The sequence below is a fragment of the Pseudomonas sp. NFX1 genome (genome assembly GCF_051123555.1).
GTDB classification, from domain to species: Bacteria; Pseudomonadota; Gammaproteobacteria; order Pseudomonadales; family Pseudomonadaceae; genus Aquipseudomonas; species Aquipseudomonas capeferrum.
The window spans coordinates 2,302,273-2,327,462 of the sequence record NZ_CP169366.1 but is presented as its reverse complement, the minus strand read 5'-3'; the positions used below and the strand labels follow the sequence as shown (position 1 = coordinate 2,327,462).

Sequence of the window (25,190 nt, the reverse complement as noted above, 5' to 3'; positions counted from 1 at the left end):
GGCTTGAGGGCTTTTGCGCCTGTGAAATCGAGCGCCGCCCGCGCGGCGCATCGCGAGCGAAGCTCGCTCCTACATTTGTTTCGTTCCTGGGGGGCATTGGCGCCCGCCTTAATATCGTGTCGTATAAACAAGGCGGTCGCGCGCAAATGCCACAGGCCTCACTGGCCCGAAACAAATGTAGGAGCGAGCTTCGCTCGCGATGCGCCGCGCGGGCGGCGCTCGATCTCACAGGCGCCAGAAAAATCAAGCCATGCGCTTCAAGGCACAGGCCCTAGAAAAACCAAGCCATGCACTTCAGATCAGCGCCCGATCCTCAATCCCTGACCAACCCCAGCAACGCCGCCCTGGCCTCAGGCGTGCGCAAGCACTCGATAAACAACTGGCTCTCCCGCTCCACAGTCGCCTCCAGCGCCTCACGCAGCCCATCCTTGAGCAGGCGCTTGCTGACCCGCAACGCTTCCTGCGGATAACCCTGCAGGCGCCGTGCCAGTTGCCGTGCAGCCGCCAGGCACTGCTCGCCATCGTCATGCAGCTCATTGGCCAAGCCCCAGGCCACCGCCCGCTCGCCATCGAGCAGCTCGTTGGCCATCAGCAAGCGGGCGGCGCGGGCGTGCCCGAGCATACGTGGCAGCAACAGGCTGGAACCAAACTCCGGGCATACCCCCAGCGGCGCAAACGGCATGCGCAGCTTCGCCGAACGGCTGACCAGCACCTGGTCGCAATGCAGCAGCAGGGTGGCACCGATGCCGATCGCCGCGCCACTGACCGCAGCGATCAGCGGCTTCTCCAGGCCCATGACAATGCGCATCAGGCGGAACACCGGGCTGTCCCTGTCGCTGGGCGGGTTGTCGAGGAAATCGCGCAGGTCGTTGCCGGCGCTGAAGCAGTGCGCGCCCCCGGTGATGAGGATCGCCTCCACCTGCGGGTCTTCACCCGCCGCCAGCAGCAGGTCGCCAAACTGGCGGTACATGGCGATGTTCAGGGCATTGAGCTTGTCGGGGCGGTTGAAGGTCAGGGTCAGCAGGCCCTGGTCCAGTTCGCGTGTGATCAGGTCGTTCATGGCAGCCGCTTTTTGTTGTTGTGGGTGGGCCCGGGAAAGTGTAACCGCCGGGCAGTGGCCATCAGGGTTTATCATGGCGTTCGGCTTGTTGTACAGTCGTTCAGCCCCGTCAACCGCCCGAGAACCGCCGATGAGCCAGGAAGCCCGCTACCACCGCATGCTGCCGCAATTGCGCAAGGCCAACCTGGTCGAGGCGACCTTGGTCTGCCTCAAACGCCATGGTTTCCAGGGGGCCTCGATCCGCAAGATTTCCGCCGAGGCCGGGGTGTCGGTGGGGCTGATCAGCCACCATTATGCCGGCAAGGACGAACTGGTGGCCGAAGCCTACATGGCGGTCACCGGGCGGGTCATGGGCCTGTTGCGCGAAGCCATGGCCCAGGCCGCGCCCACGGCCCGCGAGCGGCTGTCGGCATTCTTCCGCGCCTCGTTCTGCGCCGAACTGCTCGACCCGCAGCTGCTCGATGCCTGGCTGGCGTTCTGGGGCGCCGTCAAGACCGCCGAGGCGATCAACCAGGTGCATGAACACTCGTATGGCGAATACCGCAACGAGCTGAGCCGGCTGCTTGCCACGCTGGCCGTGGAAGAGGGCTGGCAGGGCTTTGACGCCGACCTGGCGGCGATCAGCCTGAGCGCCTTGCTCGATGGCCTGTGGCTCGAATCGGGTCTGAACCCCGGCACCTTCACCCCGGCCCAGGGCGTGCAGATCTGCGAGGCCTGGGTCGATGGCTTGCAGGCCGGTGGGCGGCAACGCTTCCGCCTGCCCGAGGGCTGTTGATCGCCCGTTCAGTAACGAGTACGCTGCTGTCGCGAGTGTGTAGACCAAACCAATAAAAAAAGAGACGACACGCAATGACGCCTCGGGTATTGATCGTCGATGACGATCCGCTTATTCGTGACTTGCTGCAGGCCTATCTGTCCCAGGAAGGCTACGACGTGCACTGTGCCGACACCGCCGAAAAGGCCGAGGCGCTGCTTGGCAGCCAGGACGTCGACCTGGTGCTGCTGGACATCCGCCTGCCCGGCAAGGACGGCCTGACCCTGACCCGCGAGCTGCGGGTGCGCTCGGAGGTCGGCATCATCCTCATCACCGGGCGCAACGACGACATCGACCGCATCGTCGGCCTGGAGTGCGGCGCCGACGACTACATCATGAAACCGCTCAACCCCCGTGAGCTGGTGTCGCGCGCCAAAAACCTGATTCGCCGCGTGCGTCATGCCCGCGAGGTGCACCCAACCCCCACCTGCGCACAATCGCTGAAGCAGTTTGCCGACTGGGCGCTGGACACCGACCGCCGGCGCCTGATCGACCCCCGTGGCGGGCAAACCTTGCTGACCCACGGCGAGTTCCAGTTGCTCAGCGTGTTTCTGCGCAACAGTGGCCATACCTTGAGCCGCGACCAGCTGATGGACCAGATTCGCAACCGTGAGTGGATGCCCAACGACCGTTCCATCGACGTGCTGGTCGGCCGCCTGCGCCGCAAGCTGCACGACGACCCGGCCGAGCCGCAGCTGATCATCACCATCCATGGTACCGGTTACCTGTTCACTGCCAGTGTGGCGGCGTGAACACCCTCGGCCGCCTGCTTGCCCTGGCCTTGCTGCTGCCAGGCGTGCAGGCCGCAGCCGTCGAGCCGGTGCGCTACTGCGACTACCCGGTATACCCGCCAATTTCCTGGAGCGACGGCCACCAGGTGCGCGGCCTGGCGCCAACGGTGGTCCGTGAGCTGTTCGCGCGGATGGGCCGAGACGTGCAGACCGTGGTGCTGGGCAACTGGAAGCGTTGCTTGATGGACGTTGCCGCCGGGCGGGTGGATGTGGTGCTGGCCTACGACAGCGACCAACGTGACCAAGGCATGCGGTTTTCTTCGGTGCCGGTGATCCGTGAGGAAGTGGCGGTGTTTTACAACCGCCGTCGGCCCGTGCAATTCGAGCACCTGGAAGACCTGGCCCGGTACCGTGGCGGGTTGCTCTACGGTGAAAGCTATGGCGCCGAATTCGACCGTTTCGTCGCCCGTCACCACAACATCGAGCGGGTCTCGTCCAGCCAGCAGAACTTCGGCAAGCTGATCCGTGGGCGCATCGACTTCGTGATTCAGGAGCGGCGCACCGGTGAGCTGTTCATCGAGCACCTGCCCGGCGCCGTAGACATCCGCGCCTTGCCCGCCGCCCTGAGCGTGGACTACCTGCGCGTTGCGGTGTCGCGGCAATCACCGTTGAGCCAGCACATGGACGAGATCGACCGTCAACTGCAGCGCATGCGCGAAGCCGGCGAGATCGACCGTTGGCTGGAGCAGAGCGAAGTGACCTACCGCGACATGATCGACCTGCCGGCGGACGCGCGATGATCCGCCTGCGCACCGATGGCCTGCTGCGGCGCCTGCTGCTGTTCATCCTGCTGTTCAGCCTGTGCTTCACCGTGCTGGCCAGCTCTGTGCAGTTGTACTTCGAATACCGCCGTGAGATGCGCGATATCGAAGCGCGCATGGCGTTGATCCGCGCCGGTTACCTGGCGAGCCTCGAGCGCAGCCTGTGGGACCTCGACGAAGCGCAACTGGATGTGCAGTTGCGTGGCCTGGTGGACTTTTCCGATGTGGCCCGGGTACGACTGGTCAGCGATGACTTCACCCTGTTGCGCGGTGATGCCGAGCCCAAGGGGCCCCTGCGCATCGAGCGCTTCCCCCTGGATTACCAGCCGCCCTCGGGGCCGGCGCGGCACCTTGGCGAACTGGAGGTCAGCATCGACCTGGGTGCGGTGCACCGGCGGCTGTATGCCACAGGCCTGGCCAGCCTGCTGTGGATGGGCGTTTTCCTGTGTGGCCTGGCCGTCGCGCTGTCGGGGTTGTTCTACCGCCTGGTGACGCGGCATTTGCAAGTGATGGCCGAATTTGCCCGGCGCATCGGTGCCGGGCATTGGCAGCAGCCGCTGCGCCTGGACCGGCGCCGCTCTGCGCGCCCGGACGAGATCGACACGGTGGCCCATGCGCTGGACGATATGCGCCGGGCTATCCTCAGCGACATCGAGCGCCGCGAGCTCGACCGCCTGGCGCTGCAGGGCAAGCGCGATGAGCTGCAGGCCATGGTCGAGCGGCGCACGGCGAGCCTGGCCCGGGCCAAGGACGAGGCTGAAGCCGCCAACCTGGCAAAGTCGCGCTTTCTGGCGACCATGAGCCATGAGTTGCGCACGCCGCTCAACGGCATTCTGGGCATGGCCGAACTGCTGCGTGGGGCCCGGCTCGACGCAGCCGACCGGCAACGCCTGGAGGCCCTGTACAAGGCCGGCGAAGGGCTGCTGGCCATTCTTGACGAAGTGCTTTGCTTTGCCCGCCTGGAAGAGGGTGAAAGCCACGCCGAAACGCTGGTTTTCTCGCTGCGCCAGCTGTGCGGGGAGGTGCTGGCATTGCTCGAACCCATGGCCCTGGCGCGTGGCGATACGCTGCACGTGGCGATCGACGGGCAGCTGGCCGAGCACCAGCACGGCGCCGAGCAGTACCTGCGCCAGGTGCTGAGCAACCTGCTGGCCAACGCCATCAAGTTTACCGAGCACGGCCAGGTCACGCTGAGGGTGCAGGTGCTGGCCAGCGATGAACGCGGGCAGCGGCTGCGGGTGTCGGTCAGTGACAATGGCATCGGCATCGAACCGGCCATGCAGGCGAAGATCTTCGACCGCTTCATCCAGGCCAGCGAAGCCGTGGCACGGCGCTACGGGGGCACCGGCCTGGGCCTGGCGATCTGCAAGCACCTGGTGCAAAAGCTGGGCGGGTGCATAGGCCTGGACAGCGTGCCAGGGCAGGGCAGTTGCTTCTGGTTCGAGCTCGACATGGCGCGTGGGCAGCCTGCAGTCGCCCGTGAGCATGCTCACGTGGCCTCGGCCAGCCTGGATATCCTGGTGGTCGAGGACGTGGCGCTGAACCGCGAGGTGGTGGGCGGCTTGCTGGCCCGCGATGGCCACCAGGTGTGCTTTGCCGAGGACGCCGAGCAAGCCCTGCAAGCCTGTGCCCAGCGGCGGTTCGGCCTGATCCTGCTGGACGTGCACTTGCCCGGCATGAACGGGGTGGAGTTGTGCCGGCGTATCCGCGCTACCCCAGGGCCAAACCGTGACAGCCGCATCCTGGCGCTGACCGCCGGGGTGCAGCCAGCGCAGGTGCCCGGTTACCTGGCCGCCGGCATGCAGGGCGTACTGGCCAAGCCGCTGCGGCTGGGCCAGCTGCGCCAGGCCTTGGCCGAGGCGGCGCCTGCCGAGGTGGCCGCGCCTGCCGATGGCGCGGGCATGGACTGGTCGCTGCTGCAAACCCACCGCAGCTTGCTCGGTGAGCAGAAGCTTCAGGACCTGCTGGCGGTGTTGCGCCAGTCGCTCGAGCAGCACGCTACCGCGTTGGCCGATGCCCTGCAGGCCATGGACTGCACAGAGGTGTCGCACCTGGCGCACCGCCTGGCGGGCAGTTGCGATTCCCTGGGTTTTGCCGGCCTGGCTGCGCTGTTGCGCCGCCTTGAGGCGGCAGCGCAGCGTCACGACGCGCAGGCGCTGCTGGCGCTCGGCGAGCCGCTGACAGCCCAGCTGGAACAGGCCCGCACGACCCTGCAACAGCTGACCCAGCGCTGACGTACAAAAAACTTACGACTTTTTACATCTTCGAGCGGTTCGTACAACGGCACCTTACATCCGTTTCCAATAATCGATGGCAACCGTGTTGCACGCGGTCCATGAGGCTTATTGGAGATAACAATAATGACATGCCGTAGCGCTCAGCCCCTCCTTGAACCAACGCTTGTAAGCGGCGCGCCCGCGTTGCCACGCACCCCCTGCAACGGTGGGGTGCGCCATGACTGACACCCACGAAGGCAAGATCCAGCTTACCCGCGCGCTGAAAAGCCGGCACATCTTCATGCTGTCGCTGGGCGGCGTGATCGGCACCGGTCTGTTCATGGGCTCGGGCGTGACCATCAACCAGGGCGGGCCGATGGGCGCGATCCTGGCCTACCTGGTGGCGGGGCTGTTGATGTACCTGGTGATGGTCTGCCTGGGCGAGCTGTCGGTGCAGATGCCGGTCTCCGGTTCGTTCCAGGCCCATGCCACCAAGTTCATCGGCCCGGCCACCGGCTTCATGATCGGCTGGGTGTACTGGATGAGCTGGGCCACCACCGTGGGCCTGGAGTTCACCGCTGCAGGCATGTTGATGACCCGCTGGTTCCCCGAGGTGCCGATCTGGTACTGGTCGGCGTTGTTCGTGGTCGTGCTGTTCGGCCTCAATGCCTTGGCCACGCGGGCCTTTGGCGAGGCGGAGTATTGGTTCTCGGGGATCAAGGTGGCGACCATCCTCGGCTTCATCGTGATCGGCCTGCTGGTGATCTTTGGCGCCATCCCGCTGAACAGCGGGGCGCCGGCACCGATGCTGAACAACCTGATGGGCGAGTCGGTGTTCCCCCACGGGCTGTCGGCGGTGTTCGCGGTGATGATGACCGTGGTGTATGCCTTCCAGGGCTGCGAAATCATGGGCGTGGCGGCCGGCGAGACCGAGCACCCGGAAAAGAGCATCCCCCGCGCCGTGCGCAACGTGGTGTTCCGCGTGTTGATCTTCTACGTGCTGGCGATTGCCGTGCTGTCGGCCATCGTGCCCTACGAGCAGGCCGGCTTGATGGAAAGCCCGTTCGTGCAGGTGTTCGACATGGTCGGCATTCCTTATGCGGCCGACCTGATGAACTTCGTCATCCTCACCGCCATCCTGTCGGTGGGTAACTCCGGGCTGTATGCCTCCACGCGCATTCTCTGGGCGATGTCGAAGACGGGCATGGCGCCCAGAAGCCTGTCGCCGTTGAGCAAACGCGGTGTACCGCTGCGTGCCCTGAGCATCACCCTGTGCTTTGCCCTGGTGTCGCTGATGACCAGCTTCATCGCCGCCGACACCTTGTTCATGGTGCTGATGGCAGTGAGTGGCATGTCTGGCACGGTGACCTGGATCGTCATCGCCCTGGCGCAGTACCGGTTCCGCAAGGCGTTTCTGCGCGATGGTGGGCAGCTGCAGGACCTCAAGTACAAGGCGCCGCTGTATCCGCTGGTGCCGCTGCTGTGCATCACCCTGTGCTGCTCGCTGTTCGTGTTCCTGGCCATGGATGAGACCCAGCGGCCGTCGTTGTATTGGGGCTTTGGCTTCATTGCCCTGTGCTATGCGGCGTATTTCGTGGTGAACCGTCGGCGCCAGGGGGCCTTGGCGCCGAGTGTGGGGTAGGGCTTGGGTCTGCCGGGGCCGCTCCTCCAACAGAACGCGGTCGTCTGTAAGAGCGGCCTCGCGTCGCGAAAGGGCTGCAAAGCAGCCCCCCGCTATCTCACAGCTCACCGCAAAAACCCGAGTTGTGCAAAGTTGTAACAACCCACTCCACCTTGTTGAACACTCGTTTAGTATCACCTCGTCAAGCTTTCCACCCCTAACAACAATACCGAGAGGCCCCCATGACTACCCCGTCATCGTCACTGTTGAGCAAGGTCGAAGCCGGCGTTGCCTGGATCACCCTCAACCGCCCCGAACAGCGCAACGCGCTGGACATCCCCACCCTCAAGCAACTACATGCCCTGCTGGACACCTGTAACAGCGACCCGGCTGTACGCGTGGTGGTGCTGACCGGCAGCGGGCGCAGCTTCTGCGCCGGTGCCGACCTTGCCGAGTGGGCCGAAGCCGAAGCCCGGGGCGCGCTGGAAAGCTACGGCTGGACCGAGACTGCCCACGCCCTGATGCTGCGCCTGCACACCCTCGACAAACCCACCCTCGCCGCCATCAATGGCACCGCCGTCGGCGGCGGCATGGACCTGACCCTGTGCTGCGACCTGCGCATCGCTGCCGCCTCGGCCCGTTTCAAGGCCGGTTACACCAGCATGGCCTACAGCCCCGACGCCGGCGCCAGCTGGCACCTGCCACGGCTGATCGGCAGCGAGCAAGCCAAACGGCTGTTGTTCCTCGATGAGCTGTGGGGCGCCGAACGCGCGTTGGCGGCAGGGCTGGTGAGCGAGGTCTGCGCCGACGAGCAATTGCCTGCAGTGGCTGCCGAACTGGCCGGCCTCCTGGCCAACGGCCCGACCTTCGCCTACGCGCAGACCAAGCGGCTGATCCGCGAGGGCGCGCAACGCACCCTGGCCGAGCAGCTCGAGGCCGAGCGCCAGGCCGGCTTGCTGTGCGGGCGTAGCCAGGACGGCGCCGAGGCGCTCACGGCCTCGGTGCAACGCCGCCCGCCACACTTCGTCGGCCAATAACCCGTTCCCCCTCCAGGACCTTCGCAGATGAATTTCCAACTGACCCAAGAACAAGAAATGTTGGTGGAAGCGGTACGCAGCTTCGTGGCCAAGGAACTGCTGCCCCATGAAGACGCGGTAGACCGCGCCGACGCCGTGTCGCCGGAGCTTGCCGCGCAGATCCGCGGCAAGGCCATCGCCGCCGGGTTCTACGCCTTCAACATGCCCGAGGAAGTCGGCGGCGGTGGCCTCGACTACCTGTCCCAGGCACTGATCGAGCGCGAGTTGTCCAAGGTTTCCTGGGCACTGCACGTGTTCGTCGCGCGCCCCTCGAAAATCCTTATGGCCTGCAAGGACCAACAGATCACCGATTACCTGCTGCCGTGCGTGCAGGGTGAAAAGACCGATTGCTTCGCCCTGACCGAACCCGGCGCCGGCTCTGATGCCAACGCCATCAAGACCCGCGCCGTACGTCAGGGCGACGACTACGTGATCAACGGCAGCAAGCACTTCATCAGCCACGCCGGCCATGCCGACTTCGCCATCGTCTTCGCGGTCACCGACACCTACGAGCACAACGGGCGCAAGCGCAATGCGGTCACCGCCTTGCTGGTCGACCGGGATACCCCCGGCATGACCATCCGCCGCGGGCCCAAGTGCGTGAGCAACCGGGGTTATCACACCTACGAGCTGTTCTTCGACGACTGCCGGGTACCGGCCAGCAAGGTGCTGGGCGAGGTCGGCAAGGGCTGGGAAGTGGCCAACGCCTGGCTTACTGCCGGCCGCGTGATGGTCGCTGCCAACTGCGTCGGCCAAGCCCAGCGCGCACTGGACGCCTCGCTGCAGTGGGCTGCCGACCGCAAGCAGTTTGGCCAACCCATCGGCAGCTACCAGGGCGTGTCGTTCAAGCTGGCCGACATGGCCACGCAGATCCGCGCCGCCGAACTGCTCACCCTGCACACCGCCTGGAAGATGGACCAAGGCAACATGACCGATGGCGAAGCGGGTATGGCCAAATTGTTCGCCAGCGAAGTGCTGGGCAAGGTCGCCGACGAAGCCGTGCAGATTTTTGGCGGCATGGGCCTGATGGACGAAGGGCCGGTCGAACGCATCTGGCGCAACGCCCGCATCGAGCGGATCTGGGAGGGCACCTCGGAAATCCAGCGGCACATCATTGCCCGCGAACTGCTGCGCCCGTTGCTGCGTTGATCGCCCTGGAGAATCAGCATGTCGCATTCGATTCGTGACAACCTCAAGCGCCTGCTGGCGCCACGGCACCTGGCCTTCGTGGGCGGGCGCAGCATGGCCCGGGCCCTCAAGCGCTGTGCCGAAGGTGGCTTTGCCGGCCCGCTGTGGCTGGTCAACCCGCAGCACGCCAGCCTCGAGGGCATCCCCTGTGTGGCGCAGGTGGCGGACTTGCCCTGCGCGCCTGACGCGGTGTTCATCGCCACCAACCGCGAGCTGACCCTGCACTGCGTCGAGGCGCTGGCCGCCCTCGGTGCCGGGGGTGCCATCTGCTATGCCTCGGGCTTTGCCGAGAGCGGCGAGCAAGGCCGCCTGCTGCAGCAGCGCTTGCTGGCGGCGGCCGGCAACATGGCCTTGCTCGGCCCCAACTGCTATGGCCTGCTCGACTACCTGCACGGCGCCGCCCTGTGGCCGGTGGCCCATGGCGGCAAGCAGGTAGAGAAGGGCGTGGCGATCCTCACCCAAAGCGGCAACTTCGCCTACAACCTGTCCATGAGCGACCGTTCGTTGCCGGTGGCTTACATGGCGTCGGTCGGCAACCAGGCGCAGCTGGGCGTGGCCGAGCTGATGGACGTGCTGCTCGACGACCCACGGGTGACCGCCATCGGCTTGCACCTCGAGGGCCTGAAAAACGTGCCCGGCTTTGCCCGCGCCGCGTACAAGGCGCTGCAGCAGGGCACGCCGATCATTGCCCTGAAGACTGGCGTGTCGCAGATCGGTGCGGAACTGGCGCTCAGCCACACCAGCTCGCTGTCTGGCTCCGATGCCCTGTATGACAGCCTGTTCCAGCGCCTGGGCGTGATTCGCGTGAGTGGCCCGGTGAGCTTCGTCGAGACGCTCAAGGCCGCCGCTTGCGGCCGCCTGCCTGGCGATGGCCGGCTGCTCGCGCTGGCCTGTTCGGGCGGTGACGCCGGTTTGATCGCCGACTACGCCGAGCGCAACCAGCTGAGCCTGCCCAGCCTGGAGCAGGGGCAGGTCGCCGCGCTGGCCCACGTGCTGCCGGCCTACGCCAACCTGGTCAACCCGCTGGATTTCACCACCGCGATCTGGGGCGATGAGGCGGCCCTGCAACGCATGCTCGACAGCAGCCTGTGCGGCGCGGCGGATGCGGCCATGCTGGTGCTCGACTACCCGGCGCAGTTCACCGGCGAGCGCAAGGAATGCGACCTGTTGCTGGCGCTGTACTGCGATGCGCTGGAGCGCCACGGCAAGATCGGCTTCGTCACCTCGGCGTTTCCCGAGCTGTTGCCGGCAGCCGCCCGTGAACGTCTGCATGCGCGCGGCATCGCTGCGCTGCAAGGGGTTGAAGATGGCTTGGCGGCGTGGGGGCGGATCGTGGCGTATCAACGCAGCCGCCAGCGCCTGCTGGAGCAAGGCGAGGCGGCGCAGCTACCGCTGAGCCCACAGCCCCTCGAAGGCGCTGGCCGTCTGCTGGATGAATGGCAGTCCAAACAAGCCCTGAGCGCCTTTGGCCTGCCGGTGCCGGCCGGTGTGCTGAGTACCCCTGAACGCGCGCTGGACGATGCTGCCGGGGTGGGCTACCCACTGGTGCTCAAGGCCGTCAGTGCGCAGTTGCCGCACAAGACCGAAGCCGGTGCGGTGGCGCTGAACCTGCGTGATGCAGCGGCGCTGCAGGCCGCCCTGGTGCAGATGCGCGAGCGCATCGGCGCCTATGCGCCAGGCGTGCCGTTCGACCAGATACTGCTCGAACCCATGGCGCCGCCGCCGTTGGCCGAGCTGATCGTCGGTATCAAGCGTGAAAACGATTTCGCCCTGGCCTTGGTGATCGGTGCTGGCGGCGTGCTGGTGGAGCTGCTCAAGGACAGCGTCAGCCTGTTGCTGCCGACCACCGACAGCGCCATCCGCGCCGCGCTGCTGGGCCTGCGCAGCGCCAGCCTGTTGCAAGGCTTCCGTGGCCGCCCGGCGGCCGACCTGGAGGCACTGGTGGCGGCGATCCGCGCCGTGGCCGACTACGCCTGTGAAAACGCCGGGCAATTGCTGGAACTGGATGTGAACCCATTGATGGTTGGTGCCCACGGCACCACTGCGGTCGATGCGCTGATCCGCCTCGGCCAGCTGCAAGGAGATCAACATGCATGAGCGCCCGATGACTGCCGGCCAGGCGCTGGTACGGCTGCTGGCCAGCTACGGGGTGGATACCGTGTTTGGTATCCCTGGAGTGCATACCCTGGAGCTGTACCGCGGCTTGCCCGGCAGTGGCATCCGCCATGTGCTGACCCGGCATGAGCAGGGCGCCGGCTTCATGGCAGATGGTTATGCCCGGGTCAGCGGCAGGCCGGGGGTGTGCTTCGTCATCACCGGCCCAGGTGTGACCAATGCCGCCACCGCCATTGGCCAGGCCTATGCCGACTCGATCCCGCTGCTGGTGATTTCCAGCGTCAACCACACGGCCAGCCTGGGCAAAGGCTGGGGCTGCCTGCATGAAACCCAGGACCAGCGCGCCATGACTGCGCCGATCACGGCGTTTTCCGCTGTGGCGCTGGGCGCCGAAGACCTGCCCGGGCTGATTGCCCGTGCCTGGGCGGTATTCGACAGCGAACGCCCGCGCCCGGTGCACATCTCGGTGCCGCTGGACGTGCTGGCCGCGCCCGTTGCCCGCGACTGGAGCGACGAGGTGGTGCGCCGGCCAGGGCGGGGCCAGCCCGACCAGGCCACGCTGGGCCAGGCCGCGCTGAAGCTGGCCGCAGCCAAACGGCCAATGATCATCGCCGGCGGCGGTGCATTGCGCGCTGCCGAACAACTTCAGCAGCTGAGCACGCGCCTGGCCGCGCCGCTGTTCACCAGCGTCGCCGGCAAGGGCCTGCTGCCTCCCGAGGCGCCGCTCAATGCCGGTTCGAGCCTGTGCGTGGCGCCAGGCTGGCAGCTGATCAGCGAAGCCGATGTGGTGCTGGCGGTGGGCACCGAAATGGCCGACACCGACTTCTGGCGCGAGCACCTGCCGGTCAATGGCGAGTTGCTGCGGGTGGACATCGACCCGCGCAAGTTCAACGACTTCTACCCTTGCGCCGTGGCCCTGCACGGTGATGCGCGGCAGACCCTCGACGGCTTGCTGGCGTCCTTGCCCGAGGGCGATCGCGACCCTCGTCAGGCCATCGCAACGGTGGCCGCCCTGCGCCAGGCCATCCGTGACGGGCATGCGCCGTTGCAGGCCATTCACCAGGCCATCCTCGATCGCATCGAAGCGGTGCTGCCGGATGACACCTTCATCAGCAGCGACATGACCCAACTGGCCTACACCGGCAACTACGCCTTTGCCAGCCGGGCGCCGCGCAGCTGGCTGCACCCCACCGGTTACGGCACCCTAGGCTACGGCCTGCCGGCAGGTATCGGCGGCATGTTCGCCACTGACCACCGCCCCGGCCTGGTGCTGGTCGGCGACGGCGGTTTCCTCTATACCGCCCAGGAGCTGGCCACCGCCGTCGAGGAACTGGACCGGCCGCTGGTGGTGCTGCTGTGGAACAACGATGCCCTCGGGCAGATCCGTGACGACATGCTTGGCCTGGACATCGAGCCGGTTGGCGTGCTGCCGCGCAACCCCGACTTCATCGGCCTGGCTCGCGCATTTGGCTGCGCAGTGCGCCAGCCGCGCGACCTGGATGCCTTGCAGGCAGACCTGGCCTGCGGCTTCGCCACGCCAGGCGTGACCTTTATCGAACTCAAACATACCTGCGTCTGCTGACAGCGGCGCATTACCCATGACAAGAGAAACCCCCATGCCATTTCGCCGCACGCTTCTGGCTGCTTCCCTGGCCCTGCTGATCACCGGCCAGGCCCCGCTGTATGCCGCACCACCGCTGTCGATGGACAACGGCAGCAACGCCCTGACCGTGCAAAACAGCAATGCCTGGGTCGAGGTCAGCGCAAGCGCCCTGCAACACAACATCCGCACCCTGCAAGCGGAGCTGGGTGGCAAGTCCAAGCTGTGCGCCGTGCTCAAGGCCGATGCCTACGGCCACGGCATCGGCCTGGTGATGCCCTCGGTCATCGCCCTTGGCGTGCCCTGCGTGGCGGTGGCCAGCAACGAGGAAGCCCGCGTGGTGAGGGCCAGCGGTTTTACCGGGCAACTGGTGCGGGTGCGCCTGGCCAGCCTGAGCGAGCTGGAAGATGCCTTGCAGTACGACATGGAAGAACTGGTGGGCAGCGCCGAGTTTGCCCGCCAGGCTGACGCCATCGCCGAGCGCCATGGCAAGACCTTGCGCATTCACCTGGCGCTCAATTCCAGCGGCATGAGCCGCAACGGGGTGGAGATGGCCAGTTGGAGCGGGCGCGGTGAAGCGCTGCAGGTCACCGACCAGAAGCACCTGAAGCTGGTGGCGTTGATGACCCACTTCGCCGTGGAAGACAAGGACGATGTACGCAAGGGCCTGGCAGCGTTCAACCAGCAGGCCGACTGGCTGATCAAGCATGCAAAGCTTGACCGCAGCCAGCTGACCCTGCACGCGGCCAACTCCTTCGCTACCCTGGAGGTGCCCGAGGCGCGCCTGGACATGGTCCGCACCGGCGGTGCGCTGTTCGGCGATACCGTGCCGGCGCGAACCGAGTACCAGCGCGCCATGCAGTTCAAGTCGCGGGTGGCCGCCGTGCACAGCTACCCGGCCGGCAACACTGTCGGCTATGACCGCACCTTTACCCTGGCGCGTGACGCGCGCCTGGCCAATATCACCGTCGGCTACTCTGACGGCTACCGCCGGGTATTCACCAACAAGGGCCATGTGCTGATCAACGGCCACCGCGTGCCGGTGGTGGGCAAGGTGTCGATGAATACCTTGATGGTCGATGTCACCGACTTCCCCGACGTCAAGAACGGCAACGAAGTGGTGCTGTTCGGCAAGCAGGCCGGGGGTGAGATCACCCAGGGCGAAATGGAAGACATCAACGGTGCATTGCTGGCTGACCTGTACACCGTGTGGGGCAGCTCAAACCCGAAGATTCTCGTCGACTGACCCCGTACTGAAGGGAGATTGCCATGCATTACGCCAAGCTGACCCAACGTATCGCCGGCGACGGCGCCGCCGCCTGGGACATCCACTACCGCGCCCTGGCGCTGCAGGCCGAGGGCAAGGACATCCTGCTGCTGTCGGTGGGGGACCCGGACTTCGACACCCCGGCCCCCATCGTCGAGGCTGCCATCGACAGCCTGCGAGCAGGCCATACCCATTACGCCGATGTGCGCGGCAAGCTCGCCCTGCGCCAGGCCATCGCCGATCGCCACCGGCAACGCAGCGGCCAGGCCGTCAGTGCCGAGCAGGTCACGGTGCTGGCGGGTGCGCAGTGCGCGTTGTTCTGCGTGGCCCAGTGCGTGCTCGACCCCGGCGATGAGGTGATTGTCGCCGAGCCCATGTACGTCACCTACGAGGCGGTGTTCGGTGCCTGCGGCGCCAAAGTGGTACCGGTGCCGGTCAAGCCGGAGAACGGTTTTCGGGTGTGCCCGCAGGACGTCGCGGCGCGCATCACCCCGCGTACCCGCGCCCTGGCCCTGAACAGCCCGCACAACCCCTCGGGGGCAAGCTTGCCGCGCGCGACCTGGGAGGCACTGGCAGCGCTGTGCATCGCCCACGACCTGTGGCTGATCTCTGACGAGGTGTACAGCGAGCTGCTGTACGACGGCGAGCATGTCAGCCCTGGCAGCCTGCCGGGCATGGCCGAGCGCACCGCCACCCTCAACAGCCTGTCGAAATCCCACGCCATGACTGGCTGGCGGGTGGGCTGGGTAGTGAGCTCGCCTGAGCTGGCCACGCACCTGGAAAACCTGGCCCTGTGCATGCTGTATGGCTCGCCGGACTTTATCCAGGACGCCGCCGTGGTGGCCTTGACCCAGCCGATGCCAGCACTTGAGGCCATGCGCGACGCCTATCGCCAGCGCCGCGACCTGGTGTGCGAACACTTGGCGGGTTGCCCGGGCGTCAAGGCCCTGAAACCCGATGGCGGCATGTTCGTGATGGTCGATATTCGCGCAACCGGCCTCAGCGCGCAGGCCTTTGCCGACCGCCTGCTGGACCGCGAAGGTGTGTCGGTGCTGGCCGGCGAGGCCTTTGGCCCCAGCGCCGCCGGGCACATTCGCCTGGGGCTGGTGGTGGGCCCCGAGGCGCTGGTCGATGCCTGCCAGCGCATTGCCCGTTGTGCCCAGGCACTGATGCAACAGCAGGCCCCTGCGTGAGTAAGCGCGGCTGTATCGAGTGTTGCGCCGTCGCTGACGCATCCCGTTTTGTGTGAGGAGAAACGTTGTGAATGTACTGATCGTCCACGCTCACCCCGAGCCACAATCCTTCACCGCAGCCCTGCGTGACCAGGCCGTGGCCACCTTTCGCGACCAGGGCCACCCGGTGCAGGTCAGCGACCTGTACGCCATGGGCTGGAACCCGGTAGCCAGTGCTGATGATTTCGCCCAGCGCGAGAACCCCGAGTACCTGGTTTATGCCCTGGAGCAGCGCCTGGGGGTCAAGAGCGGCGCTATCGCTGCGGACATCCAGCAAGAGCTGGACAAGCTGTTATGGGCGGACCTGCTGGTGCTGAACTTCCCGATCTTCTGGTTCTCGGCGCCGGCCATGCTCAAGGGCTGGATCGACCGGGTGCTGGTGTCGGGCGTGTGCTATGGCGGCAAGCGCTTCTACGATCAGGGCGGGCTGGCTGGCAAGAAGGCGCTGGTGACGGTGACCCTGGGCGGGCGTGAGCACATGTTTGGCGAAGGGGCGATTCACGGGCCGCTCGAGGACATGTTGCGGCCGATCCTGCGGGGGACGCTGGCCTATGTCGGGTTCGAGGTGCTGCCACCGTTCGTGGCCTGGCACGTGCCGTACATCAGCGCCGAGGCCCGCCAGGGGTTTTTGCAGCAATACCAGCAGCGTCTGGAGCAGTTGGCAGACGACCAGCCGCTGGTGTTCCCGCGCTTGGCGCAGTTCGATGAGGCGTTGTATCCGCTGGCGTAAATGCCAACCGCCCAAAAACGACCACCCACACATTCGGGGTATGTTGCCCTCAAGCAAATCCCCCGATAGTGAACCCATCGGCTCGATCCGGAGCAGTCACACGATGGAGTTGCTATGCGCAAGGCACTGAAGGTGATTGGCGGTCTGCTGCTGGCGTCGGCCGCCACGCAGGCACTGGCGGTGGAGGAGGGCAGTGCGAACACGTTAAGGCTGTACAACTGGACCGACTACATCGGCGAGACCACCCTGGCCGACTTCGAGAAGGCCACCGGCATCAAGGTCGTCTACGACACCTTCGATGGCTACGAGACCGTCCAGACCAAACTGCTGACCGGCCGCTCCGGCTATGACCTGGTGATGCTCAACGCTTCCCTGGTACCCCCCTTGATCCAGGCTGGCGTGTTCCAGGCGTTGGACAAGCAGCAACTGCCCAGTTGGCACAACCTGGATGAGCAGGTGGTCAGCAACCTGCAAGGGTACGACCCGGGGCTGAAATACTCGGCACCCTACACCTGGGGCAGTTCAGGCATCACCTACAACGTCGACAAGATCACCGCGCGCATGCCCGATGCACCGATCGGCTCGCTGGCCATGCTGTTCGACCCCAAGATCGTCTCGCGCTTCGCCGACTGCGGCGTCACCTTGATGGACGCGCCGACCGAGGTGATCCCGCTGGCCCTGCAGTACCTGGGCAAGGACCCACGCAGCGCAGCGCCGGCCGACCTCAAGGCTGCCGAGCAACTGCTGATGGGCATTCGCCCGTACATCCGCAAGTTCGATTCGGTCAACTACCTCACCAGCCTGCCCAATGGCGATGTCTGCCTGGCACTGACCTGGTCAGGTGACTACGCCACCGCCCAGGCCCGTGCGGTAGAAGCGAAGAAGGCCATCAAGCTGTCGTTCTTCATCCCCAAGGAAGGCTCGCTGATCTGGTTCGACAACCTGTACATCCCCAAGGACGCGCCGCACGCGGCCAACGCGCACCGCTTCATCGAGTTTCTGCTGCAGCCGCAAACCATGGCCAAGGTCACCGACTACATCCACTACGCCAACAGCAATGCCGCTGCCACGGCGTTGGTACAGGCCGACATCCGCCAGGACCCGGCGATCTACCCCGATGCCAAGACCCGCGAACGCCTGTTCGCGCAGAAGACCCAGAGCCCCAAGGACATGCGCGCCATTACTCGGGTCTGGAGCACGGTCAAGACCGGTTTCTGAACACTGCCAACCGATTCCCGCCAAGGAGCTGCCCATGGCCACCCCAAGCAAAGCATTCGCCATCGCCCACGACCCACTGGTGGACGCCGACAAGGCCCACTACATGCACGGCTACCATGTGTTCGACGAGCACCGCGAACAGGGCGCGCTGAACATCGTCGAAGGTGAAGGCGCCTACATTCGCGATACTCACGGCAACCGTTTTCTCGATGCGGTCGGCGGCATGTGGTGCACCAATATCGGCCTGGGCCGCGAAGAGATGGCCCTGGCCATCGCCGACCAGGTACGCAAGCTGGCCTACTCCAATCCGTTTTCCGACATGGCCAACGACGTCGCCATCGCGCTGTGCCAGAAGCTTGCGCAACTGGCGCCGGGCGACCTCGACCACGTGTTCCTCACCACGGGTGGCTCCACCGCTGTCGACACCGCCTACCGGCTGATCCAGTACTACCAGAACTGCCGCGGCAAGCCGCACAAAAAGCACGTGATCGCCCGTTACAACGCCTATCACGGCTCCACCACGCTGACCATGGCGATCGGCAACAAGGCGGCCGACCGCGTGCCTGAGTTCGACTACGCCCATGAGCTGATCCACCACGTCTCCAACCCCAACGTGTACCGTGCCCCGGACGACATGGACGAGGCCGAGTTCCTCGACTTCCTGGTGGCCGAGTTCGAAGACAAGATCCTTTCCCTGGGCGCCGACAACGTGGCCGCGTTCTTTGCCGAGCCGATCATGGGTTCGGGCGGGGTGATCATCCCGCCCAAGGGCTACTTCGAGCGCATGTGGCAGGTGTGCCAGACCTACGACATTCTGTTCGTCGCCGACGAAGTGGTGACCTCGTTCGGTCGCCTGGGCACCTTCTTCGCCAGCGAGGAGCTGTTCGGGGTAACCCCGGATATCATCACCACCGCCAAAGGCCTGACCTCGGCTTACCTGCCGCTGGGTGCGTGCATCTTCTCGGAGCGGATCTGGCAGGTGATCGCCGAGCCAGGCAAGGGCCGCTGCTTCACCCACGGCTTCACCTACAGCGGGCACCCGGTGTGCTGCACAGCGGCCCTGAAGAACATCGAGATCATCGAGCGCGAGCAGTTGCTGGCGCACGTCAAGGATGTTGGCAGCTACCTGGAACAACGGCTGCACAGCCTGCGCGACCTGCCCTTGGTCGGGGATGTGCGCTGCATGAAGCTGATGGCCTGTGTCGAGTTCGTTGCCGATAAAGCCAGCAAGGCGTTGTTCCCCGACGCGGTCAACATCGGTGAGCGCATCCATAGCAAAGCCCAGGCCAGGGGGTTGCTGGTTCGGCCGATCATGCACCTGAACGTGATGTCGCCGCCGTTGATCATCACGCACGCGCAAGTGGATGAAATCGTCGAAACCTTGCGCCAGTGCATCATCGAAACGGCGCGTGAGCTCACCGCGCAAGGGCTGTACCAAGGCCGATGAGCCTGGCGCAAAGGGCTGTGCGTGGGCGTGCCTGGCAGGCTAGACTGCCGGGCATGACCCAAGCCTCTCCCGACACTCCGCTCAGCCTTTCGCTGGGGGCACTGCAGCAATGGCATGCGGCGCTGCAGCGTGCCCTGAGCCACAGTGAAACGGCCGATGCTCTGCACTACGTGGCCGCCGCGATTGGCGAACTGGTGCAGGTGGAGTCGATGATGATCAGCCTCGAATGCCAGGGGCAGGCACCGCAGCTGCTGTATCAGCAGGGCATCCCCGAAGTGCACCGTGCTGCGGTGCTGGAGCGCTATTTCGCCGCCGGCTATCTGCTCGACCCCTTTTGCCTGGCCGTGCAGAGTGGCCTGGCCGAGGGGTTCTATCACCTCGAAGAAATCGCCCCGGACCACTTCTTCGACAGCGACTACTACAAGGCCTATTACCTGGGCACCGGCTGCAGCGAAGACAGCTACTACATCGTCGACCTCAGCCAGGGGCGCAAGCTGTCCTTCAGCCTGTTCCAGGGGTGCAGTGGCACGCGCTTGAGCAGCGGGCAGATCGACTTGCTGCGGGCGGTCGAGCCGATGGTGCGCGAAGTGCTGGGGCGTTATGCCCGTTACAACCTTGAAGCCGCCACGGCTTCGGCCGAACGCGGCAGCGTTCAGGCGGCGTTCGAGAGTTTTGGTTGCCAGGTGCTTACCGATCGGGAGCGAGAGGTGGCGCACATGATCTTGCGGGGGCATTCTGTGAAGTCCACGGCGGTGCAGCTGGGGATTTCACCGGAGACGGTGCGGATGCACCGCAAGAACCTGTATCTGAAGCTTGAGATCAATTCGCAGTCGGAGTTGTTTGCGCGCTTTATCGACTGGTTGCGGCAGGGGGCGGCTGATAGGGTATGACTTGAGGGGGGGTGGCCTTGAGATCGAGCGCCGCAATGTTAACGTCAAGCCCTAAAGCCATCGTAACCGTTAGTCTTTTCGCAAACACGTTTTTAGTGTTTTCGCGTAAATTCACAGATCTGGTAGTCTTTTCGGTCTGTGAGTAAAGGATTAATCAATGCAAGTAGGTTTCAAGGCACTGGCAGATCAATATGGCATCTCGCTGGTGCAACCTCTTCGCGTTGAATCGCTGATAGGCACCGTACGCGTAAGCCGAGACAGTGACGGGTTTCTCACGAACCAATATCCACCGAGCTATCGGCCGGCAGAGAGCTTCGCGGGGCAGTTCGAATTCGGGCTCAAGTACGAAGAGATTCACCTCGAGTTCTTCGCTCGATTGTTTACCGCTACCGGGCCAGCACCGATTGAAGCATGGTGTCGGCAGTCGCCGTTCGGTCAATACGCCCGCAGAGCCGGGTTTCTATACGAATGGTTGACCGGAGAGGCCCTGGATGTTCCCGACGTAGGCAATGGCGCTTACTACGACGCCATCCCAGCGCAACGATACCTCGTTCGAACCCACTCCATGCGGGTGCGGCGATGGCGGATCAATGACAACCTACCGGGAACACCTGACTTCTGCCCATTGCTGCGGCGCACCCCAGAGATACAGGAAGCCTTGAGGTTCGACCTAGGTGCGGCACTGAGTGAGCTGGATCAGACGTTTGGCGCTGACATCCTGATGCGCACCGCTACCTGGTTGACCTTCAAAGAGTCTCGCGCCAGCTTCCTGATCGAGAAAGAGGCTGATCAGGCCGACAGGATCCAGCGGTTTGCACAGGTCATTGCAAAGTACTGCGGCCATATCGAAGGCCCACTGAGCGAACGCAGCCTGCACACCCTGCAGGCCCAGATCCTGGGGCGTGAAGCTATCGGGCTTGGATTGCGGCATTCACCTGTCTTTGTGGGGCAAGCAACGATGCGCGAGGATATCGTGCATTACATTGCCCCCCATTTTTCGCAGATACCCATGCTCCTCGACGGCCTCAGTGCTTGTGAGGCAGCGACACGGGGTGCTGAACCATTGGCGAGGGCAGCAGTCCTGGCGTTCGGCTTCGTGTATATCCACCCCATGCGTGATGGCAATGGCCGGATTCATCGTTTTCTGATCAACGATACCTTGATCCGTGACAAGGCCGTGCCACCCGGGGTTATCTTGCCGGTGTCGGCCACGATCACCAGCTCTATCGAATTCCGGGCGGGTTATGACCAGACGCTAGAGGTCTTTTCGAGACGGCTTATGCAACGCTACGCCGCGTCTTATCGGTTCGGCGAAATCACCTCCTACGAAGATGGAACGTCGAGTAACTTCATCTTTGAAGACTACGAGGATGCCTGTTTTGCCTGGCGATACCCGGATCTGACGGCGCATGTGCTGTACACCGCGCGCGTCGTCGAGCATACCGTGCGTACGGAAATGGCCGAAGAGGCGCGCGTGTTGGTGATCTTTCGACGTGCCCAAGAGCGACTCAAGGATGTACTGGAGATGCCCGATCAGGATGCCAATCGCATCATTCGCTCACTCAAGGAAAATGGTTGGCGGCTGTCGGGTAAGTTGAAGAAGGCTTACCCCCAGCTGGAAGATACCGTCAGGGCCGCTCGCGTGGTAGCGGCTGTGCGCTCGGCTTTTGAGGGCGATATGTAAGAATCAGCGTTTCACGATGCGGCCAGCTTCGCCTCCAGCGCCGCAATGTGCGCCTGCAACCGCTCATGCTCCTGCCGCTCGGCGGTGATGTCTTCAAACACGCTGATCAGGTGCTCCGGCTCACCGTTGTCGCGGCGCTGCAGCGAGGTGCGGGCGCGCACCCAGATGTATTCGCCGCTCTTGTGGCGCACGCGTTTTTCCACCTCGTAGCGTTCGGTTTCACCCGCCAGCATGCGCGCCAGCAATTGCAGGTTCAGCGCCAGGTCGTCGGCATGGGTGATGTGCTGGAAGGTCATGGCGTACAGCTCTTCGGCGCGGTAGCCGAGCATCTCGCAGAGGCTGTTGTTGACCCGCTGCCAGGTGCCGTCCGGGTCGATGTAGGCGAGGGCGCCCCAGGCCAGCTCGAAGATCGCGCGAAAGCGTTCTTCGCTGTTGCGCAGCGCCTGCTGGGCAACCTGGCGCTCGGTGTTGTCCATGCTGATGCCGACCATCTTCACCGAGCGCCCGGCGCTGTCGCGTACCACCGTGGCGCGGGAGGAAATCCAGCGCACTTCACCCTCAGGCCGGGTGATACGGAAATCACACTCGCAGCCACTGCCCTCGGCGACGGCCTGGGCGTACATTGCCTGCATGTGCGCCACGTCTTCATCCGGCAAATGGCGCCAGAAGTCTTCGTTGCGGTGCACCGGCCAGCCATACACCTGTTCGACGTTTGGCGAATAGGTGACCTCGTCGCTGATCAGGTTCCATTCCCAGGTCACGATGCGCGCACCTTCCTGGGCCAATTTCATGCGCGTTTCGCTTTCCATGATTTCGGCGGTGTAGCGCCTGCGCAGGTCGGTCATCGGCAACTCGACCACCTGTGGCTGCTGGATGTTCTGCAAGGCTTCGTCGCCATAGCGCAGCCAGATCCAGTTGACCTTCAGAAAGTCGGCCAATTTACGCAGGTTGTCGTAGTCGATCTCCCCGCCGCGGGTCCATTTGTGCACCGCCGTGCGGGAAATACCCAGGGCCGTGCCCACGGCTTGCAGGGTCAGCTTGTGATGCTCGAGCAGTTCCTTGAGGCGAAAGGCAAAGCTGTTTTCCAACATCGGCAGGGTGTCCTGATCGGGGCCAAGAGCCTGCCAGTATACTCAAGCTGTCAACTTTTGGTTGACGGTGAAACCCCTGCGGCCCCGATCGCGCGTTACAGGTCCAGCACCAGGCGTGCCGAGCGTGCCCGCGACACACACAGCATGATGCTCTGCTGGGCGGCCTTTTCGTCATCGCTCAGGTACTGGTCGAAGTGCTCGGCTTCGCCTTCCAGGATGGCGGTTTCACAGGTGCCGCAGACGCCTTCTCGGCACAGGCACTCGACCTTGGCGGCCTTGGACTTCTCGATGGCTTGAAGAATGGTCATGCCTTCTTCCACCTGCAACTCGATGCCCGACTGCGCCAGCACCACGGTGAATGCTGAACCGGTCACCGGGGCTGCGGCAAACTGCTCCCAATGCACGCGTTGCTCGGCAATGCCGGCCTTGGCGGCGCAGGCGATGACCGCATCAATCAGTGGTTTGGGGCCGCACACGTACAGGTGCGCGGACGCATCCAGGCCCGCACACAAGGCCGCCAGGTCAAGCTTGCGATCGAGGCTGTCGACGTAGAAGTGGGTGTTGTCGGCATGCGGGCCGTTGGCCAACTGGGCCTGGAACGCGCCATGTTCCGGGGCGCGGAAGGCGTAGTGCAGTTCGTAGTCGGCGGCGCCGCCTTCGAGCTCGTGCAGTTGTGCCAGGAAGGGGGTAATGCCGATGCCGCCGGCAATCAGCACATGGCGGCCGGCCGCTGGGTCCAGGGCGAACAGGTTGTTGGGCGAGGAGATGGTCAGGCGGGTGCCGACCTGCACCTGCTGGTGCATGAAGGCCGAGCCGCCCTTGGATTGTTCTTCCAGGCGCACGCCAATCTGGTAGCTGCGGGTATCGCGTGGGTCGCTCATCAACGAGTAGGCGTTGCTGAACTGGCTGCCGTCGGCACCCTGCATCTGCACGATGACATGGCTGCCACCGGTGAAGGCCGGCATCGCCGCGCCATCTTCGCGGGCCAGGGTAAAGCGCTTGATCAGCGGCGTGGCCTGTTCCACTTCGGTCACGCACACGCTGAACATTTCATATTTGTTGGCCATGGTTCACCTCGACTGCCAGGGTGCGCGGCAGGCCGTGCCGCGCACCAGTACGTGCAAATGACTCAAGCGGTAGCGATCAATCGTCGAGGTGGGCCACGGCGATCAGGTTGTGGAAGTGGGCAATGCCGTGCTCGCTCATGCCGCTGCGCTCGCGGTCGGCCATGATCCGGCCCTGGCCACGGTAGCCGCGGGATTTCAGGCCCTTCTGCACGCTTTCGACCAGGCGCAGGTCTTCCGGACGGAACACTTCGCGGTACCAGTCGATCAGCTTCTGCTGCTCCTCGGTGATGTCCGTGTTGAGGAAGTAGATGTCGTAGTGCTGCAGGGTCGTTTCCGCATCCACCGGGAACTCGTAGATCACGGTCATGAAGTTGGCCCCTGGCGGCACGTTGAACATGGTGCACGGCCAGGCCCAGAAGCCGGCGAAGGACGGGTCTTTCACGCTTTCATCGAAGGTAAACGACTGCTCCGACGGTTTTGCCAGGCCGTACTGCAGGGTCCAGTTGCCATGCATGCTGTGGCTGTACTGGCCGACGTCTACCGAATCGGAGAAGCCGGGGTGGGCAGGGGCGCAGTGGTAGCACTCAAGGTAGTTGTCGACGATCGACTTCCAGTTGGCCGGGGTGTCGCTGACGAAGCGTGCGGCCAGGTGCAGGTCGTCGATCACGCCACAGGCTTCACGCATGCGCGTTTGCAGGCCCGGCAGCTGGTCTTCGACCGAGCCTGCGTCCATGTCCATGTTGATGAAGATGAAGCCTGCGTATTCTTCGACGCGCAGCTGTACGAGGGTGGAGTTCTCTTTGTCGAAGTTCACCACGTTGTCGCAGTTACGGGCGTGGGCGAGCTCGCCGTCGAGCTTGAAGGTCCAGGCGTGGTACGGGCAGGTGATGACGTTCTTGGCCTTGCCGCTGCCGCTGAGCAGCTGGTGGCCGCGGTGCGGGCAGACGTTGTAGAACGCGCGCAGCACGCTGTCACGACCGCGCACCACGATGATGCTCTCGCCAATCACTTCGCGGGTGATGTAGGCATTGTTCTGCGCCACTTCGCTGCGGTGGCCGACACAGATCCAGCTGCGGGCGAAGATGGCTTCCTTCTCGTGCTCGAATACCGAGGCCTGGGTGTAGAAGCTGGCAGGGATAGTGAACGCCTCTTCGGCGTTCGCGCAGAAATCGGCGGGCAGGCGTTTGAAGTCATTCATGACGGGTTCTCACAAGCTCGGTTTATAGTTATTGGTTAACACGTATCTATTGGTTAACAAGCCGGGCAAAAAAATTTGCCGTCGTGGGGCGAGGCCGCCCCACCCAGGCCAGTTCAGTTCAACT

General features: G+C 64.5%; 20 protein-coding genes. 16 read left to right on the top strand and 4 right to left on the bottom strand.

What is annotated here, in order from left to right:
• Nucleotides 1-313: 313 nt before the first annotated feature.
• A complete protein-coding gene (locus DJ563_RS10130) occupies nt 314-1,060 on the bottom strand; it encodes an enoyl-CoA hydratase (RefSeq protein WP_274099554.1) in 747 nt (248 codons plus the stop codon).
• Between the two features lie 130 nt (nt 1,061-1,190).
• Between DJ563_RS10130 and DJ563_RS10125 the strand changes: the two genes are divergently transcribed.
• The 16 genes from DJ563_RS10125 (at nt 1,191) to DJ563_RS10050 (ending at nt 21,710) form a co-directional block, all read left to right on the top strand.
• On the top strand, nt 1,191-1,835 hold the full coding sequence (locus DJ563_RS10125; RefSeq protein ID WP_033698782.1) for a TetR family transcriptional regulator C-terminal domain-containing protein: 645 nt from the start codon (nt 1,191-1,193) through the stop codon (nt 1,833-1,835).
• 74 nt (nt 1,836-1,909) lie between these two features.
• Nucleotides 1,910-2,626, top strand: coding sequence for a response regulator (locus tag DJ563_RS10120; RefSeq protein WP_274099553.1), 717 nt, complete (start codon nt 1,910-1,912; stop codon nt 2,624-2,626).
• Nucleotides 2,623-3,405 (top strand): substrate-binding periplasmic protein, encoded by a 783-nt coding sequence (locus tag DJ563_RS10115; protein WP_434519418.1) that lies wholly within the window; start codon nt 2,623-2,625, stop codon nt 3,403-3,405. The genes DJ563_RS10120 and DJ563_RS10115 overlap by 4 nt, the downstream gene beginning before the upstream one ends.
• Entirely contained in the window at nt 3,402-5,660 is a 2,259-nt protein-coding gene (locus tag DJ563_RS10110; protein ID WP_434519417.1) for an ATP-binding protein, read from the top strand. The genes DJ563_RS10115 and DJ563_RS10110 overlap by 4 nt, the downstream gene beginning before the upstream one ends.
• A gap of 220 nt (nt 5,661-5,880) precedes the next feature.
• Nucleotides 5,881-7,284 carry an amino acid permease gene (locus tag DJ563_RS10105; RefSeq protein WP_047580965.1) on the top strand — a complete coding sequence of 468 codons (1,404 nt, stop codon included), beginning with the start codon at nt 5,881-5,883 and terminating at the stop codon, nt 7,282-7,284.
• Nucleotides 7,285-7,505: 221 nt separating this feature from the next.
• Nucleotides 7,506-8,300: an enoyl-CoA hydratase/isomerase family protein gene (locus DJ563_RS10100; protein ID WP_434519416.1), complete on the top strand. Its 795-nt coding sequence runs from the start codon at nt 7,506-7,508 to the stop codon at nt 8,298-8,300.
• A gap of 27 nt (nt 8,301-8,327) precedes the next feature.
• The gene (locus tag DJ563_RS10095; RefSeq protein WP_274099549.1) at nt 8,328-9,488 is read left to right on the top strand and encodes an acyl-CoA dehydrogenase family protein; all 1,161 of its coding nucleotides are present in this window, start codon (nt 8,328-8,330) and stop codon (nt 9,486-9,488) included.
• Between the two features lie 18 nt (nt 9,489-9,506).
• Complete coding sequence (locus DJ563_RS10090; protein WP_274099548.1) at nt 9,507-11,624, top strand: acetate--CoA ligase family protein; 2,118 nt, start codon at nt 9,507-9,509, stop codon at nt 11,622-11,624.
• Nucleotides 11,617-13,224, top strand: coding sequence for a 5-guanidino-2-oxopentanoate decarboxylase (locus DJ563_RS10085; RefSeq protein WP_434519415.1), 1,608 nt, complete (start codon nt 11,617-11,619; stop codon nt 13,222-13,224). Before DJ563_RS10090 ends, DJ563_RS10085 begins: the two co-directional genes overlap by 8 nt.
• 34 nt (nt 13,225-13,258) lie before the next feature.
• The gene (gene alr / locus DJ563_RS10080; RefSeq protein WP_274099546.1) at nt 13,259-14,488 is read left to right on the top strand and encodes an alanine racemase; all 1,230 of its coding nucleotides are present in this window, start codon (nt 13,259-13,261) and stop codon (nt 14,486-14,488) included.
• Nucleotides 14,489-14,511: 23 nt separating this feature from the next.
• Nucleotides 14,512-15,702 carry a pyridoxal phosphate-dependent aminotransferase gene (locus DJ563_RS10075; protein ID WP_274099545.1) on the top strand — a complete coding sequence of 397 codons (1,191 nt, stop codon included), beginning with the start codon at nt 14,512-14,514 and terminating at the stop codon, nt 15,700-15,702.
• A 67-nt stretch (nt 15,703-15,769) separates the two neighbouring features.
• Nucleotides 15,770-16,471 (top strand): NAD(P)H-dependent oxidoreductase, encoded by a 702-nt coding sequence (locus DJ563_RS10070; protein ID WP_274099544.1) that lies wholly within the window; start codon nt 15,770-15,772, stop codon nt 16,469-16,471.
• 114 nt (nt 16,472-16,585) lie between these two features.
• Nucleotides 16,586-17,689, top strand: coding sequence for a polyamine ABC transporter substrate-binding protein (locus DJ563_RS10065; RefSeq protein WP_274099543.1), 1,104 nt, complete (start codon nt 16,586-16,588; stop codon nt 17,687-17,689).
• A 34-nt stretch (nt 17,690-17,723) separates the two neighbouring features.
• On the top strand, nt 17,724-19,136 hold the full coding sequence (locus DJ563_RS10060; RefSeq protein WP_274099542.1) for an aminotransferase: 1,413 nt from the start codon (nt 17,724-17,726) through the stop codon (nt 19,134-19,136).
• Nucleotides 19,133-20,026 carry a helix-turn-helix transcriptional regulator gene (locus DJ563_RS10055; RefSeq protein ID WP_434519414.1) on the top strand — a complete coding sequence of 298 codons (894 nt, stop codon included), beginning with the start codon at nt 19,133-19,135 and terminating at the stop codon, nt 20,024-20,026. The genes DJ563_RS10060 and DJ563_RS10055 overlap by 4 nt, the downstream gene beginning before the upstream one ends.
• Before the next feature lie 157 nt (nt 20,027-20,183).
• A complete protein-coding gene (locus tag DJ563_RS10050) occupies nt 20,184-21,710 on the top strand; it encodes a Fic family protein (protein WP_434519413.1) in 1,527 nt (508 codons plus the stop codon).
• An 11-nt stretch (nt 21,711-21,721) separates the two neighbouring features.
• Here DJ563_RS10050 and DJ563_RS10045 read toward each other — a convergent pair whose 3' ends face one another.
• The 3 genes from DJ563_RS10045 to DJ563_RS10035 all read right to left on the bottom strand — a co-directional run bounded on the left by DJ563_RS10045 (nt 21,722) and on the right by DJ563_RS10035 (nt 25,066).
• Nucleotides 21,722-22,801 (bottom strand): PAS domain S-box protein, encoded by a 1,080-nt coding sequence (locus DJ563_RS10045; RefSeq protein ID WP_410927321.1) that lies wholly within the window; start codon nt 22,799-22,801, stop codon nt 21,722-21,724.
• A gap of 95 nt (nt 22,802-22,896) precedes the next feature.
• Entirely contained in the window at nt 22,897-23,868 is a 972-nt protein-coding gene (locus DJ563_RS10040) for a PDR/VanB family oxidoreductase (RefSeq protein WP_434519412.1), read from the bottom strand.
• A 76-nt stretch (nt 23,869-23,944) separates the two neighbouring features.
• Nucleotides 23,945-25,066: an aromatic ring-hydroxylating oxygenase subunit alpha gene (locus DJ563_RS10035; RefSeq protein ID WP_434519411.1), complete on the bottom strand. Its 1,122-nt coding sequence runs from the start codon at nt 25,064-25,066 to the stop codon at nt 23,945-23,947.
• Nucleotides 25,067-25,190: the final 124 nt, after the last annotated feature.